We start from the raw sequence: 17331 nt of genomic DNA on the forward strand, positions 1-17331 counted from the left end.
TTTGGGAATAAAATTTCGATTAAATAATTGAAAATATAGGGAAAAAATAAAGATGTAAATCCTATATTCAGGATGAGAGACATTTGATTTGACAAAGTAATCAGAAAGCCCGATGGTTCCGGCGACCTTAGTTGAGCTGTTGCGGCGTCGAGGAGCGTTCGTGAGGGGTTGATGGCAAGGGCCTGCGGGAAGATTGGTGATGGACGCCTCATCCGCGCAGAGAGCCTTGCGAGGGTTCGTTTTGCTGGGAGGAGGATCCGATGAAATTGAATGTGATGATGGGGGTAGTCTTTGCCGCCTCGCTTGCGACCGGTATCTCGCCTGCTTCGGCAGGATCTGGTCCGGTCAAGATCGTGCTTGCGGAGGAGGCCGATCTACTCGAACCTTGTATGGCAACCCGATCAAATATTGGTCGAGTCATCATGGAGAATGTCAGCGAGACGCTGACCGAACTCGATGTGCGGGGCAAGAAGGGTATTATGCCGCGTCTGGCCGAGAAATGGGAGCAAACCGCCGACGGCAGCTGGCGCTTTCATCTTCGCCACGGCGTGACTTTCTCGAATGGGACCGCCTTTGACGCAAAGGATGTGAAGCATAGCTTCGAGCGCATCATGAGCGACAAGAATGCCTGCGAATCCCGGCGGTATTTCGGTGGCATGAACATTTCGACCAATGTCGTCGACGATTACACGATCGACTTCAAGGTTGAGCCTGCACAGCCCATTCTCCCTCTTCTTGTTTCCCTGATCACCATCGTGCCGGAAGAGACGCCCATGGAGTTCATTCGTGAACCGATCGGTACAGGCCCCTACAAACTCACCAACTGGACGCCGGGTCAGCAGATTGTCCTTAGCGCTCGGAGCGACTACTGGGGTGCCAAGCCCCAGGTAACTCAGGCAACCTATCTGTTTCGCGCGGACCCTGCTGTCCGGGCTGCAATGGTGCAGACCGGCGAAGCTGACTTATCGCCGTCTATCTCGCAGCTTGATGCCACCAATCCCAAGACCGACTTCTCCTATCTCGATAGCGAAACCACCTATCTGCGTATCGACCACAACATCGCGCCGCTGAACGATGTGCGCGTTCGCCGTGCTCTCAATCTGGCGATTGATCGGCAGGCCTTTGTCGGTTCTCTGGTGCCGGATGGGGCGGTGCCTGCGACGGCGCTTGTACCGCCGACGACGCTTGGATGGAATCCAAAGGTCAAGGTATTCCCCTTTGATCCCGAAGGCGCCAAAAAGCTTTTGGCAGAAGCCAAGGCTGACGGTGTTCCGGTCGATACACCCATCACCATCATTGCGCGTACCGCGAATTTCCCGAACGTGACTGAGATCATGGAAGCCATTCAGGCGCAGCTCCAGGACGTAGGGTTCAAGGTGGATCTCAAGTTCGTGGAGGTTGCTGAGCATGAGGGCTATTATTCAAAGCCCTTCAAGGAAGGTCGGGGGCCCATTCTGGTTGCCGCATCGCATGACAATTCAAAAGGCGATCCGTCCTTCACCATGTTCTTCAAATATGCCACGAAAGGCACTCAATCCGGTTTTTCGGACCCAAAGGTGGATGATCTGATCCAGCGCGCCACGGCGGCCGTGGGTGACGAGCGCGCCAAGCTTTGGTCTGAGCTGATCGCCTATCTGCATGATGACGTGGTCGCCGACGTGCTCCTGTTCCACATGGTCGGCTTCTCGCGCGTCTCCGAACGGCTGGACTTCAAGCCGACGATCGCTACCAACTCGATGCTGCAGTTGTCTGAGATCGGCATCAAATAGAGGCCTAAGCCGCGACTATAGCGGCGGATGATCCGCCGCTTCTTCGACGTGAGGATGCCATGCTCAGTTTCATTCGAAAACGTTCGCTGTCCAGTCTGATTTCTCTGATCGGCCTGGTGGTGCTGGTCTTCTTTCTATCCAGGCTCACGGGCGATCCCGCAGCGCTTTTCCTGCCCGTCGAGGCATCCGCCGAAATGAAGCAGCAGTTCCGCGAACTCCATGGCTTGAACGATCCGCTGCTCGTGCAGTTCGGTCACTATGTTGGCAATGTGCTCACCGGCGATCTGGGCGAATCCCTTCGCAAGGCCCGCCCCGCTCTCGACGTCGTGCTGGAAGCCTTCGTATGGACGCTCTGGCTTGCTGCAATTACCATGACGCTGGTCGCCGTCGCATCGATCGTCGTCGGCTCGCTCGCCGCATTCCGCTCCGGCGGCTTCTTCGACCGGTTCTCTTCCATGATTTCGCTGATCGGCGCTTCTGTGCCAGACTTCTGGCTCGCAATCGTTGCGATCGTGGTGTTTTCGATCCAGCTCGTCTGGTTGCCGACGTCAGGCACCGGATCCGTTCTGCACTGGATCCTGCCGATTGCCGTTCTCTTCGTTCGACCCTTCGGCATCATCGTTCAGGTCGTGCGCGGCTCCATGATCGGCGCGCTATCTTCCGCCTATGTGAAAACCGCGCGCGCCAAAGGTGTGAAGGCTGGCCCGATCATCTTCGTGCATGCCCTGCGCAACGCCATGCTGCCTGTCATCACCGTGATGGGCGATCAGGCCGCTAGCCTTCTGAACGGCGCTGTTGTGGTGGAAACGATCTTCGGCTTTCCCGGCGTAGGCAAGCTGATGATCGATTCCATTTTGCAGCGCGACTTCAATGTGGTGCTGGCGGCGATTCTCGTGACCGCGATCGCCATTTTTCTGATGAACGTTCTGATCGACCTGGCTTATGCCTTGCTCGATCCACGGATCCGGCACTGAGGAGGTGGGCATGAGTCTGTCAGGCACAGATACGATGATCGCGTCCGATCCACCGGCCTGGAAGAGGATCCTCGGCATGCTCTGGGCGGATAAATTCGCCTTCGTTGCGGCGCTCTTCCTCATCCTCGTCGTCATCCTCGCCCTCGTTGGGCCCGAATGGCTGGGTGATCTTGCCGGCAAGCAGAATTTGCGTGGCCGCAATCTAGCGCCTTTCGATTGGCAGCGGGAATGGGTCTACTGGCTCGGAGCCGACGCGCTCGGTCGCCCGCTGCTGGCGCGCATCATCGTGGCGGCGCGAAACACCTTGCTGATTGCAGCCGGTGCTGTTCTCCTGTCTTCGGTGATCGGCACCATTCTCGGCTTGGTCGCCGGCGTTTCTGGCCCGCGCACCAGCCAGATCATCATGCGGCTCGCTGACGTCATCATGTCTTTCCCGTCGCTGCTGATCGCGGTCATCGTCCTTTATCTGCTCGGCTCCTCCATTCTGAATTTGATCGCTGTTCTCGCCATCACCCGCATCCCCGTCTATCTGCGCACAACACGGGCAGAGGTGCTGGAGATCCGGGAGCGGATGTTTGTGCAGGCGGCGCGGGTGATGGGCGCCTCAAGCCGGCGTATCCTGTTCCGTCATATTCTTCCGATCGTTATCCCGACGCTCACGACACTCGCCACGCTCGACTTTGCATATGTCATGTTGGCCGAAAGCGCGTTGTCCTTCCTCGGGATCGGCATCCAGCCTCCCGAGATTACCTGGGGCCTGATGATCTCGCAGGGGCGCCAGTATCTCACCAATGCGTGGTGGCTGTCGTTCTGGCCAGGGCTCGCCATCATCCTGACCACGCTGTCGCTCAATCTCCTGTCGAACTGGATGCGAATTGCGCTTGATCCGGTTCAGCGTTGGCGGCTCGAAATGAAAGGCCGCAAGAATGGCTGATCACCTGCTTGAAGTCCGTAACCTGTCGGTTGATTTCTTTACTGCGGCCGGCGTGGTGCATGCGGTTTGCGATATTTCCTATCACCTCGACCGGGGCGAAACGCTGGCTATCCTGGGCGAAAGCGGCTCGGGCAAGTCCGTATCATCGTCGGCAGTGATGAACCTGATCGATATTCCGCCGGGCAAGATCAGTTCCGGTCGGATCCTGCTGGATGGGGAAGACCTGCTGACCATGCCGGCAAATGAGCGCCGCGAGGTGAACGGTCGCCGGATCGCGATGATCTTTCAGGATCCGCTGAGCCACCTTAATCCGGTTTATACCGTCGGCTGGCAGATCCGCGAGGCGATGACGACGCATGGTATGGATGCAGCCAAGGCCGAGGCGGAGGCGCTGCGGCTGTTTGGCCGGGTGGGTCTTCCAGATCCCGCCCATGCCATGACGAAATATCCGCACGAGTTTTCAGGCGGACAGCGGCAACGTGTCATGATCGCCATGGCCCTTGCACTGCGCCCGGACCTGTTGATTGCCGACGAGCCGACGACAGCTCTGGACGTGACGGTTCAGGCTGAGGTCCTCGCGCTGCTGAAGGAGTTGCAACGCGAGACGGGTATGGCGGTCCTGATCATCACCCACGACCTCGGTGTGGTGGCAGAGATCGCTGACCGTGTCGTTGTCATGGAGAAGGGCGTTCTCGTCGAGCAGGGAACTGTGCGGGAGGTCTACAAGAACCCGACACACCCATACACCAAGAAACTCATCGCTGCCGCGCCAGGCCAAGGGGAGATGCATCGCCCTGCGGCAAAAGCCGATCCGCTTCTGGTGGTAAGGGACGTACGCAAGCGCTTTGGCGCCTTCGAAGCGCTGAAGGGAATCTCGTTCGATCTTGCGGCTGGTGAAACACTGGCCATCGTCGGCGAAAGCGGCTCGGGCAAGTCGACGCTTGCGCGCATGCTGCTGCGGCTGGACGAGCCGGACGCCGGTACTGCCCACTGGAAGGGAAGGGACCTTTTCCAGCTTTCGCCTGCGGAACTCTACAAACTGCGCCGCGAGCTGCAGATGGTTTTTCAGGATCCGACACAATCGCTCAATCCGCGAATGACGGTGTTCCAGTTGATTTCGGAGGCTTGGGCCATTCATCCGGATATCCTGCCGAAGCCTAAATGGCGTGAGCGGGTGGCAGAGCTGCTTGTTCAGGTGGGGCTAACGGCAGAGCATATGCCGCGCTATCCGCACCAGTTCTCCGGCGGGCAGCGCCAGCGCATCGCGATCGCGCGTGCCCTGGCGCTCGAGCCGCGCCTGATCGTTTGCGACGAGGCTGTCTCGGCGCTTGACGTCTCTGTGCAGGCGCAGGTCATCGCGCTTCTCGACAAGCTGCGCCGGGAGATGGGGATCGCCTTCATCTTCATCGCCCACGACCTGCCTGTTGTTCGTGACTTCGCGGACCATGTGATGGTCATGAAAAAGGGTGAGGTGGTCGAGATGGGGCCAGTGCGCCAAGTCTTCGAAGCGCCGCGCGAAGCCTATACCCGCGCATTGTTTGCAGCCAGTCTGGATCCGGATCCGGATATCCAGGCCGCCCACCGGGCCCCCGTCTCGAACGCGCCTCTTAAGGCCGATCACCTTCCCAGCTGGAGTTTCCCCATGTCCAAATCCGCCTTCGTCGCGCTCGTGACCTGCTTCAACAAAGACGAGACGATCAACTTCGAGGCAACCCGCGCCCAGGTTCGGCGCCAGGTTGCGGCCGGCAACAATATCATGTGTGCCGGTACCAATGGCGATTTCACTGCACTGACTTTTGAGGAAAAAGTCAGACTGACCGAAGAGGTCGTCGATGAAGTGGCTGGACGCGCAAGGGTGATCGTGAACGCAGGCATGCCCGCTACATTCGAGACGATCAAGCTTGCACGTGAATTCGACCGGATTGGTGTCGATGGGATCGCCGTTATCACTCCCTTCTTCATCGCCTGCACCCAAGACGGCCTTGTCCGCCACTTCTCTGCAATCGCCGATGCTGTCGAAACTCCTGTGTACCTCTACGACATTCCCGCCCGCACCCAGAACCATATCGAGCCACAGACCGCCGATACACTCGCTAAGCACGGCAACATTGCCGGAATAAAGGATTCAGGCGGCGCGCAACAGACGCTTGAAGCCTATCTGCAGGTCTCGAAGGACAACCCGGGATTTGAGGTGTATTCGGGACCCGACCACCTTGTTCTATGGGCGCTGCAAAACGGCGCCGCCGGTTGCATCTCGGGCCTCGGCAATGCCATGCCTGATGTGCTTGCAGGCATCCTGAGCGCGTTCAACGCCGGAAACCTGGCCGAAGCGGAACGCCAGCAGGCACGGTTCGCCGCTTTCCGAACAGATCTGTATGCCCTCGGCTTTGCGCCGGCCATGGTCAAGAGGTCGCTTTATCTAAAGGACCCGTCCGTGGGCGCGAGCCGTCAACCGGCACTTCTTCCGAATGAAGAACAGGACGATGCTATCCGCCTTCTGCTGCGGAAGCACGAGATTGCTTGAAGCGATCGCCAGTTTCCGTTGTCGCATCATGAACTGTCCTGCCCTATTTTTCGCAGGCGATAGTCGAGCTTGGCTCTGCTGATCCCGAGAATTCGCGCGGCAGACGAGACATTGCCGCCTGCCTGTTTCAGAGCTTGCCGATAAAGCTCCTGCTCTGCAACGGCGAGATCGTTAGGAGATAGGATGGGCTTCACCGCTCCATTCCCACCATTCTGGTCGTAAGCACTGCGCGGCTGAATGCGCCCATCCCTTGTCAACATTTGTGGAAAAACAGGCGAACCCTCTTGGCCCTGGAACATGTGCTGCACGTCAATCTGGTCACCCGGCTCCGCAAAGATGACGCCGCGTTCGATCAGATTTTGTAATTCGCGAATATTGCCCGGAAAATCGTAGGCCAGCAAAGCATCCATCGCCCGGCGGGTCAGGGCGCCGCAGCTGCGACGATGACGGTCGCGAAACAATCGCAGAAAGTGCTCGACCAGAAACGGAATATCATCGCGACGCTCACGCAGGGGCGGGATCGTTATGGGGAACACGCAGAGCCGGAAATAAAGGTCCTGACGAAAGCGCCCTGCTTTAACCTCCTCAGCAAGATCGACATTGCATGCGGCGACGACACGGACATCGACCGGCACCGTCTTTCCGCCGCCGACGCGCTGGATTTGTCGCTCCTGAATGGCACGCAGCAACTTGCCCTGTGCGGCATAGGCGAGTGTCGCAATCTCATCGAGGAATATCGTGCCGCCGGACGCGCGCTCGAAATAGCCTGCACGGGAAACGACGGCGCCGGTGAACGCACCCTTTTCCACACCGAACAACTCCGACTCCACAAGATTTTCGGGAATGGCCGCACAGTTGATCGGCACGAAAGGTCCGCTCGCACGTGCACTCAGATGATGGAGCTGCTGCGAAAACAACTCCTTTCCGACGCCCGATTCACCAACCAGCAGTACCGTCGCCTCGGTATCGGCCACCTTCTCCACCAAAAGGCGCGCGCGCAGGAAACTCGCGGAAACTCCGATGACCTGCCCGTTCGCCGGCTTAGTCTCGGAGCCTTCCTTCCTCAGATCCTCCTTCGGATTCTCCTGTTCTGCAGCGCGGCTCCTGCGCCGCGTCGATCGGTTCCATTGCAGACCGAGATAGGCGCGTTCCGGCGCATCGTCTCCCCACTCCTCGGCATTTTGACCGATGACATAACAATGCGGCGCGCCCATTCCGGCACATTCGATCTCGCGGAAGATGACCGTCCGGCCAAACAAAGTGCTGGTATAGCCGATAGGGTAGCCCGTCTGCATCCAGCACACCCCTTCATTGGAGAGGCCATGATATGAGACATGCTCCTCAGCCTCGGATGAGTCATGCCATAGAAATTCGCCGTAGTAGGTGCCCTTTTCACCGTCAAAGCGAAACTGCTTCGTCGTGACTTTCACGAACCCTTCGAGCGTGTGCATTCTCGGCCCGGCTGCGAGTGCATGGGTCAGATCCTGTCCCGGAAATCGCTTCTGGATGAGTTCTGCATCACGCACTCCCTGCATGTAGCCCACACGCATGAAAATGCCTTTGGCAACTTCGACACCGAATGCTTCGATGATTTCCTGCCGCAGACGCCCCAGGACCTGGCTTTGCATCAACAACATACGCTGGTCATTCAACCAGATGCGCCCATCGCCGAGCGAAAAATGCAGCGCTTCTGTCAATTCCTCGAGGGTGGGAGATGCACCTGTATCCAACTGGCTGAAAGCGCCACGGGACAGCATTTTGCCGGTCGACCGCTGGGCTTCGGCCAATGAGATAAGCCGCGACAGGTCTGGATCATTAGGCATTGAATTTCCCAAAATTCATTATTTGGTGAATTTTCTCATCCTTTTATGAAACCAGTCGAGCGCTTCTTAACGCCGCCGTCAAGCTACATTTTTACCTTCGACTTTGTAATTGCTACGATTATCAAGCACTCCCAACGTAAAAATCGTATTGGCACGCTGCTTGCTCTTAATGGTTGGCGCCGTTGGAGGACGGCCTGGAGGATAAGCAAGATCGAACATCGTTTGCCGGCGGAAACATCATTCTCGCCGAGCGGCGAAGCTTTGCTTTCTCCATGACATTATGCTGAGGAGGACGTTAGCAATGAACGCGATGAACCATGACTTTCTCAATTCCGCTCTCTGGAGCGGCTTCGCTTACGCTTCCGGCTGGCGACAGACGAAAGCTGGAACAATTCAGGTGATCGATCCATCGAACGGAGCGGACATCGCTTCTGTCGGTTTTGGCGGCCCTGAAGATATTGCCCGCGCCGCCAAAGAAGCAAAAGCAGCGCAAAAGAGCTGGGCCGCCACGGTGCCTGCCGAGCGCGCGAAAATTCTGAACCGGGCGGCAGATCTTCTTGAAGAGCATGGCGCGGAACTTGCGGACTGGATCGTCCGGGAATCCGGCTCAATTCACCCAAAGGCCATGATCGAAATCGAGCATGGTGCACTGTTCATCCGCCATGCCGCAACGCTTGCGACCGCCAGCAGCGGAACGTTCCTGCCGGGCATGGATGAGCGGACGAACTACGCACGCCGAGTGCCCCATGGCGTCGTCGGCGTCATTTCACCCTTCAATTTCCCGCTGGTTCTTTCGGTGCGCTCCATAGCGCCCGCTCTGGCCCTCGGCAATACGGTGGTTCATAAACCGGATCCCCGCACCCCGATTTCGGGCGGCATCATTATTGCCCGGATCTTCGAGGAAGCAGGCCTTCCTCAAGGTGTTCTCCATGTCATTCCCGGCGGCGCGGACGCCGGAGAAGCATTGTGCACGGATCCGCATGTGGCGATGATTTCGTTTACCGGGTCATCTCGCGGCGGCTCGAAAGTCGGGGAACTCTGCGGTAAGCACCTCAAAAAGGTGCAGCTTGAACTTGGCGGCAAAAACGCGTTGATCCTGCTGGACGATGTCGACATCGACATCGCCGCGTCCAATGCCGCCTGGGGGGCCTTCATGCACCAGGGCCAGATCTGCATGGCAACAGGACTCATCCTTGCCCAGTCCGGCATTGCCGATGCGTTGGCGGACCGCTTGGCAACAAGAGCATCGCACCTGCCGGTGGGCGACCCATCGTCCAACCAGGTTGCGCTCGGGCCAATCATTTCCGATGCCCAGGTCGTTTCAATCCAGGCGATTGTGGACGATGCCTTGGAAAAAGGTGCCAAACTGCTTGCTGGTGGTACGCATGACGGGCGTTTCTACAAGGCAACCGTTCTGGCTGGCGTGAAGCCGGGAATGCGGGCGTTCGAAGAAGAAATTTTTGGCCCCGTGGCCTGCATTGCCACGTTCGATACAGACGAAGAGGCCGTCGAGCTTGCCAATCACTCCGACTATGGTCTCGCCGCTGGCGTCATCACCAACAATATGGGACGCGCCATGAAAATTGGCGACCAACTCAACGTCGGCCAGTTGCACATCAACGATCAGACCGTCAATGGCGGCCCCTATGCGCCCTTCGGCGGACGCGGAAAGTCCGGCAATGGAAGCCGGATGGGTGGCCCTGCTGACATCGAGGAGTTCACGCAGTGGCAGTGGGTTTCGGTGAAGCAGGCCGCAACGCCATATCCCTTCTGATCAGCCGCACCAACAATATCCATGCGTCCCGCAGAAAAGGCCACGCCTGGCCTTGCGTAGGACAGCACCTCAAGCAGGGAATTTACAGATGAATTTGCAGGGCAAAACAATTGTCATTACCGGGGCTTCATCGGGCATTGGCGGGGAAGTCGCGCGCCTTGCGCGCTTCAATGGCGCACGCGTTATCGGCGTGGACCGCAACGACCCGATGATCACGCTCGATGGCTTCGTCAAAATGGACTTAAGTGATCCGGCCGCAATCGATACGGCCATATCCCATCTCCCCGCGCAGATCGACGGGCTGGTGAATGCCGCTGGCGTTCCCGGCACCGTCGATCGCGACGTGGTGGCAAAAGTAAATTTCCTCGGGCTACGTCATCTGACCGAAGCCCTGGTCCCGCGCATGCCAAAAGGTGCGTCGATCGTCAATTTCGCCTCCATTCTCGGTGCCGAATGGCCCCATAGAGTTGCCCTCCATAAGGAGCTGGTGGCAACTACCAGCTTTGCCAAAGGCCTCGCCTGGTTGGCTGCGCATCCGGTGCCGCAGGATACTTGCTATCAGTACTTCAAGGAGGCGCTGATCGTCTGGACCATGAAGCGCGGACATGAGCTTTTCCTGAGCCATGATGTGCGGATGAATTCTGTGGCCCCCGGGCCAGTATTTACACCCATTCTCGGTGATTTCGTTACCATGCTTGGGCAAGAGCGTGTTCAGCGCGATGCTGGCCTGATGAAACGGCCGGGACTGGCGGACGAAATTGCAGGGCCAGTCTTGTTCCTGTGTTCCGATGAGGCGCGCTGGGTTGTGGGCGCAAACCTTCCCATTGACGGAGGCGTTGCCGCAGCTGGCGTGTGACCTTCACGGATCGTCACCCGCCACCAACACGTGGCGCGTCGCGAAAGTGGAAACCGGCTTTGCGTTAACCCGGTGCGACAACAAAGACTCTAGAGCGGCGGGCAGTTTCCGATTGATCGCCCGACGCTCTAGACCACCTGAGAACCTCTGTTTGCAGAAGGGTGTTGGGCAGGATGCTCTGGCCCCTATAACCTGTAGCCAACATCAATGACCGCCCGCCCGGCCGTCAATCTCGATACACAACTGCACATGTTTCGGCTTTCATGCTTTTCCTCTTCGCTGAAGAAAACATCCCGATGATCGACCACTGCGTGCTCGAGTTCGAGGATTTTAACGGCGCATAGTCCGCATTCGCCGCGCTGACAGTCGTAAATCATCTCCACTCCTGCACCGATCAACGCATCGAGTAACGACTGATCGGGCCTGACCTGAACAGTGACGCCCCTGTTGGCGACGGAAACTTCGAAGGATGTTTCGGCAAACTTGCCGTTGTCGCCGAACACCTCGTAGCGCAAACGACTAACAGGGCGACGAGCCTTCGCCCAAGCCTCCTTGACAGCGTTCAACATTCCAATTGGCCCGCATACGTAAAGCTCGGCATCGTCTGGCAGCACCGCGATTTCGGCATCAAGATCAATGAACATATCTTGATCGGCTGGGAAAACCGCCAGCTTGTCGCCGAGCAGATCTTGAAGCTCGGCGCGAAACGGCATCGCCGCCAGAGAATTTGCGCCATAGACCATCCGCAAGGATTGTGCCGACCCAGCGAGCGTCTTTGCCATGCCGTAAATCGGCGTAACACCGATACCGCCCGCAATCAGCAAATAGTGGCCCGCCCGCCAGGAAAGCTCAAACCGGTTCTCCGGTACAGTCATCTCAACATGGTCGCCGGGGTTGAGCGACCAAATAAACCGCGATCCACCGCGGCTATTGGCATGTCGTTTGACCGCAATCGCAAGCCTGCCAGGAGCTGCCGGAATGCACGTATAAGTCCTTACCGCGCGTTGGCCTTCGATCATCACGATGACATTGGTGTGTGAACCGGGATCGAATGTCGGCAACAGTCCCTCGATATTGAACTCGACCTTTCTGACGTCCTGTGCGATCTCCTCTACACTAGAGACCTGCGCCTGGCGCCAATCCATGTTCATACGCATAACTTCCTCCCTAAATGCTTTGCTATGCCGACCCTTCAGCGAATGCCGGCGCTCATTGCAAAACCAGAACTTGGCAAGCCAGCCGTGTCATAAGGCTGCGGATCAAGCCCAAGATAAAATCCATACTACGACGTGAACGACATCCCTGTGCTTGCGCAAGCGAAACAAATCGAAGAATGGCAAAGGGCCGATGCGCCCTCCTGCCTTTCCAACAAACCGCTCGGTGACGCATCCTGCGGGCGCGCGAGCGACCGTGGAGCCGCCGCAACGTCTCACTGCTCGCCAATGGGGCAAGAAACAGCGTGTCGAGCTCCACGTGGCTGACCCACCGCAGGTTTTCCAACCGATATGCGGAGGACCTGAGGCGAAGCTTCAATTGCCGCCAGCCGCCAATCCGCCATACGACCAACCAGCACCAGATTAAGAGCAGCCAATGGCGCCTTCAGTGTCTGGATCCCCTCTGCGTTCAACGACTTGCATACGTTATTCAGCTGCGAGGCGCGTCACTTGCTCGCTGTCAATCATACGATCGATAAGCCGCCTTGCCCACATCGAGCCTGCATCGATATTGAGATTGTAGAAAACATGATCGGGGTTCGCCTCGATCGCCTTTTGCTGCGCTTCGAGAATCACTTCGTCCTCCATGAAAACGCCGGCGACCGCCTCGCGCAATTTATGGGTCCAAGCCTGGTCGCCAAGTTCCCAGTTGCGAACGAAAGCCCAGAAATAATGGCAGGTGCCGTCCGTTTCCGGAGTCATTGTATTGAGAACGAAACCGTTGACCCCTTGGCTGCGGTCGCCATCACGAGCACCGGTGCCGGCCACAGCCACACCCACGTCGATCGCCACCGTCGACGGCGCCTGGAAGTGGATGATCTGCCAGCGATCGACCTTTCCCGGCCTCTGCAATTGAGCAGACCAGAAAGGAGGCGCATCAATCCCCTCCATCCAGCGCGTCACGGTCGCTCTCGTGTCGGAATGGGTAACTTCGAATGGCGCTTCTGCTACGGCACGATTTCCTATGGAGGAACCATGGACAAAAGTCTCATGCGTGAGATCCATAAGATTGTCGACGACGAGGCGATAGTCGCATTTGACCTGAATAACTTTGCCGTCGCCGGTCCAAGCAGGATCGTCATTCCAATGCAGATCCGGAATTTTGGCCGGATCGGCAAGAGCCGGGTCACCCATCCATATCCACAGAAACCGATGCCGCTCCTCCAGAGGGTAACTCTTCACGCAGGCAGATGGATTGATCGTGTCTTGCGACGGCATGTATACACAGCGGCCCGTGTCGTCGAATTCAAGGCCGTGATAGCCGCAGATGACATTATCACCGTGCAATTCACCCTTAGACAGAGGGAGAAGACGGTGCCAACAGGTGTCGGCCAGCGCGACGGCCTTACCACTTTCCTTGCGATATAACACAACAGGCTTGTTACAGATTGTCCTGGGAAGCAGTTTTCGCTTCACCTCGACATCATAGGCTGCTGCATACCAAGCGTTCGACGGCCAACACTTTGCCATTTTCCTATCTCCTCATTCGGATGAGAATTACATAGATAGTGTATACATTAGTCAAGAGGTCTCATGGCCGCCTGACAAAATGATGACCATAGAACGCCACGCACAACCAGAAGGACTGCACTAGGAACTATGCTATGGCCAGCGCCTCATGGACGTGAATAGATCGCCCGGGCAATCGCCGCCCCGCGCGCAAGTTGATCCACACGCTCCGTCAGCGCCAAAGCTTTCAACATCCCCGGTACACGTATGAGATAAAGCCACTCGGCTTTCGCTTGCACCACATTTGCAGCGCGCCCGCCCGCATCGGTAGTGGCGTAATGGAACCGGCAGTCCCGGGTCATATCTACACGAAGCAAATTGATGCCGACATTCATCAGTTCAACAGCATCGAGAGCAGGCCGCCCGGAGATGATGCTCCAGATGTGCTCGAGACGTTCGTCGCGGGTCATGGCGCGGACAGGTCAACTTTCAAGGTCGATATTGCCACCCTCATGGTTTCGACGGCTAAACCGTTGGAGAGATCGCAAAGGCTGGAAATGACGGATCCCCCCGTCAATCCTGAGCGCGAAGAAGACCGAGGTTATCTGCGGGATTTCGAACATGTGGCCGTGTTCCGCGTTAGAAATTTCGGATTATTCGCCAGCGTAAAGCGTGGTCGGTTCATCCTAGCTCCGCACATGGCGGTTCGCATGGCGATCAAAAAGCGAGAATATTTGCTGACAGGTTGTCATCCTTCTCTTCGGTCCTTCAAGACACCTTCTAAGACGCCGGCTTGCCCGTCGGCCGAATCCAGGGCCGGCACGGCCGGGGAAACTTCGGTCAGGCACCCTCATGAGCGGCTTGCCTATCGTGGAGTACTTGATATCGCCAAAGACCGGGCAGCTGTGAGCGCCGCGAGGGGCGTGCCATCCCATCATCAACGAGAAGGTGCGCCGTGTCGCAGGGCGCGCTCACAGGCGGGCGTTGAGAGTATTTGAAACGTTATCACTGTGTTTTTGAGAGAACATCCATGGGATGGCCGGGCGGAAACCAGGCCAGATGATACATTGGCGCCTGTTCCTGAACCACCTGGAAGCCAAGCCTCTGATAGAGAGGGAAACTATTGGAACCGAACATCGGCGTAGACAGCGTCAAGGGCAGGTTTCCTCTCGTTGCAGCAGCCTGAAGCCCTTTGATCACGTTGGAGCCTATTCCCAGCCCGCGCGCCCTTTTGAGCACCTGCAATTCGGAAATGCGCCAGTCCGCATATCCGAGGTCCACAATGATCCGGCCTGCCGCAGAGCCGGAGCTCTCTATGATGAAATCGAGATGATCCGGATAAACACTTTCGACACCGGCACGCAATGCCTTGAACTGCTGCTCATAGAGGTCACGAATAAAATCGGAGCTGGCGTCCGCCCATGACAACCATGGGCGGCTCTCCATGAAAAGCTGAAAGATTAAGCCTTGATCGCTTTTTCGAACCAGACGCAGGTTCAACCCATCGCCCAGCATGAAAGAGCCATTGAACCCATTCATGGCCGTTTTTTCCAGTTCCTGACTGTCTCAGTTGAAAGCCGCTTCCAGCCGTATCTTATCAGGTCGCGAACCGAGAATCCGCTCGATATAAACGAGTGCGATTGTCTCCAGATCATCATGCTCGATGGCAAAGTGCCCGCTTTCGATTTGAGCCGATTCGCTTTTTTGCAGACTGAAAAACATGCTGAACGCCGTCCTGGAAGACCCAGGCGCAGTGCTTGCCGGATATTCAATAACCTTGTCCAACAGAACGCGGCTGGTGCCGCCCTCGTTGATCAGGTTGAACGACGTCCCGACAAACGGTCTCAGATGTCCCGCATTTAAAATCGAAATGCTCATGGCCGGACCGGATAAAGACCTTGAACGCAGAAAATGAAGTTGATGGCGAGAAAAGGAGGCCTTGCATCGATCGCGGCGTTGCCACCGGTCGGCTGAATTGTCACCGCCCCACCAGTGATCGCATTGGTGACAATAGTCTGCGCTGCTGTCGGGGCGTTTCCAGAAATGGAAACGCTGCTACTATCCAAGGTGACCGGAGAGGTTGACGTATTGCCGTAGACTTTTGTTGCAGCAGTACCACCGCCTGCAAGAACCAGCCCTGTTGCCGGCAGTTGTGCCGTTCCTGCAGCCGGGCTGACCTTTAAAGTTGCAGTCTGCGATCCGGACTGCGCAGGAATATTTACTGTTGCGTGACCCGCCGGTGCAAAGTCGGCCGCATGCGTGTGCATAGGCATCTGGCTCTGAGTCAGTGTGACCGAATCCTGCCCGCCCTTATTGCCAATCCCATAAACGATACTCGAGGTCGGACGCTGTCCGTATCCAACCGGCATGGTGCCGCGTAGATCGGGCAGGTTAAAAGACGTCGTCTGGTTTCCTCCGTAATAATTTGAAATCAATGAGAAAACTGCGTTGTACTGATTGATGGACAGTTGCTGACCCCAGCACATTTGCCATCCGTCGGGCGCGTAATTAAAGCCAACAGGCAAGATCGTCGCGAGAAACGCTTCCATTAAGAACTCCTCCTCTTTTGCAAATAAACAGTCCATAATCAGCGATTGACCGGGATCGCCTTACCAGGGTGTGATTCAATCATAAATTAGTTTGATAATTTATTGCAATTTTCGGATGTTCTCACAAGGCCAATTGGATCAATTTTTTCGCGCCCAAAACGTGCACGTCCCAGATTTTCGTCTTAGAAAGCGTTGTTTTAGCCACAGGCGAAAGAAAACCGTGGGTAGTAAAATACGTCACGACATTGGGAGATTGCTATTTAAGCTGCGCTCAAATAACGCTCGGTGAGCGGGTGGTTCGTGGGGAATACTCGTCTTAGGGGCGTGGTCTGGTCGTTCGAATGAAACGATCAACCAATGCCAGTCTGCATGGATCATAGGGTGTTATTGGGAATGCAATTCAGCAAGCCATTTTGTAAGGCGACTTTTCACCGTCGGACGAAGAGTGATGTGGTATCGAGCCGACATGGACATGCCGGCATATTGAACCGGGTGGGCGTTGGCTTGTTCATGACCGTGGTAGCAGCCTTGGCTATGCCGCAGGCCGCACACGCCCTTTCAACGACTTGCGCGCTCATCAATTCGGATTTCAGCTCTCCACACTATCTGACCAATACGACGAATGAGTCATACGATTATCAACAACTCAGCGCCGGTGAGTATGTTGCATGGACATATTCGACGACCGGCGCGGCATCGTCTGGCTCTTCTTCGGCAGTTGTTATCTACAGCGATAACTATGGAAACCTGCTGGTCGACGACAGCAATCTATACGGCAATATCAATAGGTCCGGGAACTTTACGGCAACAGGGTCGGTCGATAATCTTCAGGTCATTCTTGATGTCACCCAAGATGGCGGATCTTCGCCGTCGGCCTATAATACTCTGACGTTCAGTGCCACCTGCACCGCCTCGGCACCCGTGGCGCCGAATGTAACGGCTGTAACGCCCCCCACCGGCTCAACAGTCGGAGGCACAACTATAACCATTACAGGAACAGCTTTTACCGGCGCGACAGCTGTGACAATTGGCGGGCAGGCGGCCACCAATTTCAACGTTGTTTCCGCGACACGAATTACCGCAGTGACCCCGGCCGGAACCGCGGGCACAAAGAACGTCGCAGTGACAACGTCCTCTGGTTCCGGGACGCTCACCAATAGTTTCACATACATGACACCGACGATCACCTTCAACCCTCCCGCCGGCACGCTGACGGCAGCAACGGTCGACACCTCCTACAGCCAGACGGTGACGGCAAGCGGCGGCGCCACGCCCTATAGCTATACCGTGACATCAGGCACGCTGCCCGCAGGCCTCTCCTTCGATACGACCACCGGCGCCATCACCGGCACGCCCACAACGGCAGGAAGCTTCAGCTTCACCGTCACCGCGACCGATGCAAACAGCGTCACTGGCGCCGCAAGCTACTCACTCGCCGTCGCGGCAGCCGTTCCCGGCGCACCGG

General features: G+C 57.0%; 13 protein-coding genes and 2 pseudogenes. 8 read left to right on the forward strand and 7 right to left on the reverse strand.

Annotated features, from left to right (window positions below):
* Positions 1-260 precede the first annotated feature (260 nt).
* From BJF91_RS24470 to BJF91_RS24490, 5 genes and pseudogenes are all read left to right on the forward strand, one after another.
* A complete protein-coding gene (locus tag BJF91_RS24470; protein WP_075617153.1) occupies positions 261-1769 on the forward strand; it encodes an ABC transporter substrate-binding protein in 1509 nt (502 codons plus the stop codon).
* 59 nt (positions 1770-1828) lie between these two features.
* Positions 1829-2743 (forward strand): ABC transporter permease, encoded by a 915-nt coding sequence (locus BJF91_RS24475; RefSeq protein WP_075617154.1) that lies wholly within the window; start codon positions 1829-1831, stop codon positions 2741-2743.
* Between the two features lie 10 nt (positions 2744-2753).
* Positions 2754-3677: an ABC transporter permease gene (locus BJF91_RS24480; protein ID WP_075617155.1), complete on the forward strand. Its 924-nt coding sequence runs from the start codon at positions 2754-2756 to the stop codon at positions 3675-3677.
* Positions 3670-5268 (forward strand): annotated as a pseudogene (locus tag BJF91_RS24485) (ABC transporter ATP-binding protein); the annotation flags it as partial. The gene BJF91_RS24480 and the pseudogene BJF91_RS24485, both read left to right, overlap by 8 nt.
* Before the next feature lie 51 nt (positions 5269-5319).
* Positions 5320-6201, forward strand: coding sequence for a dihydrodipicolinate synthase family protein (locus BJF91_RS24490; RefSeq protein ID WP_083943478.1), 882 nt, complete (start codon positions 5320-5322; stop codon positions 6199-6201).
* 26 nt (positions 6202-6227) lie between these two features.
* On the opposite strand, the gene BJF91_RS24495 is transcribed toward BJF91_RS24490, so the two are convergent.
* On the reverse strand, positions 6228-8024 hold the full coding sequence (locus BJF91_RS24495; RefSeq protein WP_083943475.1) for a sigma-54-dependent Fis family transcriptional regulator: 1797 nt from the start codon (positions 8022-8024) through the stop codon (positions 6228-6230).
* 301 nt (positions 8025-8325) lie between these two features.
* Between BJF91_RS24495 and BJF91_RS24500 the strand changes: the two genes are divergently transcribed.
* Positions 8326-9798 carry a benzaldehyde dehydrogenase gene (locus tag BJF91_RS24500; RefSeq protein WP_139310846.1) on the forward strand — a complete coding sequence of 491 codons (1473 nt, stop codon included), beginning with the start codon at positions 8326-8328 and terminating at the stop codon, positions 9796-9798.
* Between the two features lie 88 nt (positions 9799-9886).
* Positions 9887-10654 carry a coniferyl-alcohol dehydrogenase gene (locus BJF91_RS24505; RefSeq protein ID WP_075617156.1) on the forward strand — a complete coding sequence of 256 codons (768 nt, stop codon included), beginning with the start codon at positions 9887-9889 and terminating at the stop codon, positions 10652-10654.
* Positions 10655-10839: 185 nt separating this feature from the next.
* On the opposite strand, the gene BJF91_RS24510 is transcribed toward BJF91_RS24505, so the two are convergent.
* The 6 genes and pseudogenes from BJF91_RS24510 to BJF91_RS24535 all read right to left on the reverse strand — a co-directional run bounded on the left by BJF91_RS24510 (position 10840) and on the right by BJF91_RS24535 (position 15866).
* Positions 10840-11811 carry a PDR/VanB family oxidoreductase gene (locus tag BJF91_RS24510; protein WP_075617157.1) on the reverse strand — a complete coding sequence of 324 codons (972 nt, stop codon included), beginning with the start codon at positions 11809-11811 and terminating at the stop codon, positions 10840-10842.
* 483 nt (positions 11812-12294) lie between these two features.
* Positions 12295-13338 carry an aromatic ring-hydroxylating dioxygenase subunit alpha gene (locus tag BJF91_RS24515; RefSeq protein WP_075617158.1) on the reverse strand — a complete coding sequence of 348 codons (1044 nt, stop codon included), beginning with the start codon at positions 13336-13338 and terminating at the stop codon, positions 12295-12297.
* A gap of 173 nt (positions 13339-13511) precedes the next feature.
* Positions 13512-13742: pseudogene (locus tag BJF91_RS24520) on the reverse strand (amidohydrolase); the annotation flags it as partial.
* A 580-nt stretch (positions 13743-14322) separates the two neighbouring features.
* Entirely contained in the window at positions 14323-14856 is a 534-nt protein-coding gene (locus BJF91_RS24525) for a GNAT family N-acetyltransferase (protein ID WP_075617159.1), read from the reverse strand.
* A gap of 27 nt (positions 14857-14883) precedes the next feature.
* On the reverse strand, positions 14884-15195 hold the full coding sequence (locus BJF91_RS24530) for a DUF6916 family protein (RefSeq protein WP_075617160.1): 312 nt from the start codon (positions 15193-15195) through the stop codon (positions 14884-14886).
* Positions 15192-15866 carry a phage tail protein gene (locus tag BJF91_RS24535; protein WP_075617161.1) on the reverse strand — a complete coding sequence of 225 codons (675 nt, stop codon included), beginning with the start codon at positions 15864-15866 and terminating at the stop codon, positions 15192-15194. Before BJF91_RS24535 ends, BJF91_RS24530 begins: the two co-directional genes overlap by 4 nt.
* A 510-nt stretch (positions 15867-16376) precedes the next feature.
* Here BJF91_RS24535 and BJF91_RS24655 point away from each other — a divergent pair.
* On the forward strand, positions 16377-17331 hold a 955-nt coding region (locus BJF91_RS24655; RefSeq protein WP_208610954.1), incomplete at its 3' end, for an Ig domain-containing protein.

The organism is Gillisella taibaishanensis (genome assembly GCF_001938985.1).
Classification (GTDB): domain Bacteria; phylum Pseudomonadota; class Alphaproteobacteria; order Rhizobiales; family Rhizobiaceae; genus Allorhizobium; species Allorhizobium taibaishanense.

Excerpts from the sequence above, each read along its gene's own strand:
- BJF91_RS24470 (WP_075617153.1), top strand. The coding sequence starts at position 261 with ATGAAATTGAATGTGATGATGGGGGTAGTCTTTGCCGCCTCGCTTGCG.
- BJF91_RS24475 (WP_075617154.1), top strand. The coding sequence starts at position 1,829 with ATGCTCAGTTTCATTCGAAAACGTTCGCTGTCCAGTCTGATTTCTCTG.
- BJF91_RS24480 (WP_075617155.1), top strand. The coding sequence starts at position 2,754 with ATGAGTCTGTCAGGCACAGATACGATGATCGCGTCCGATCCACCGGCC.
- BJF91_RS24490 (WP_083943478.1), top strand. The coding sequence starts at position 5,320 with ATGTCCAAATCCGCCTTCGTCGCGCTCGTGACCTGCTTCAACAAAGAC.
- BJF91_RS24495 (WP_083943475.1), bottom strand. The coding sequence starts at position 8,024 with ATGCCTAATGATCCAGACCTGTCGCGGCTTATCTCATTGGCCGAAGCC.
- BJF91_RS24500 (WP_139310846.1), top strand. The coding sequence starts at position 8,326 with ATGAACGCGATGAACCATGACTTTCTCAATTCCGCTCTCTGGAGCGGC.
- BJF91_RS24505 (WP_075617156.1), top strand. The coding sequence starts at position 9,887 with ATGAATTTGCAGGGCAAAACAATTGTCATTACCGGGGCTTCATCGGGC.
- BJF91_RS24510 (WP_075617157.1), bottom strand. The coding sequence starts at position 11,811 with ATGCGTATGAACATGGATTGGCGCCAGGCGCAGGTCTCTAGTGTAGAG.
- BJF91_RS24515 (WP_075617158.1), bottom strand. The coding sequence starts at position 13,338 with ATGGCAAAGTGTTGGCCGTCGAACGCTTGGTATGCAGCAGCCTATGAT.
- BJF91_RS24525 (WP_075617159.1), bottom strand. The coding sequence starts at position 14,856 with ATGAATGGGTTCAATGGCTCTTTCATGCTGGGCGATGGGTTGAACCTG.
- BJF91_RS24530 (WP_075617160.1), bottom strand. The coding sequence starts at position 15,195 with ATGAGCATTTCGATTTTAAATGCGGGACATCTGAGACCGTTTGTCGGG.
- BJF91_RS24535 (WP_075617161.1), bottom strand. The coding sequence starts at position 15,866 with ATGGAAGCGTTTCTCGCGACGATCTTGCCTGTTGGCTTTAATTACGCG.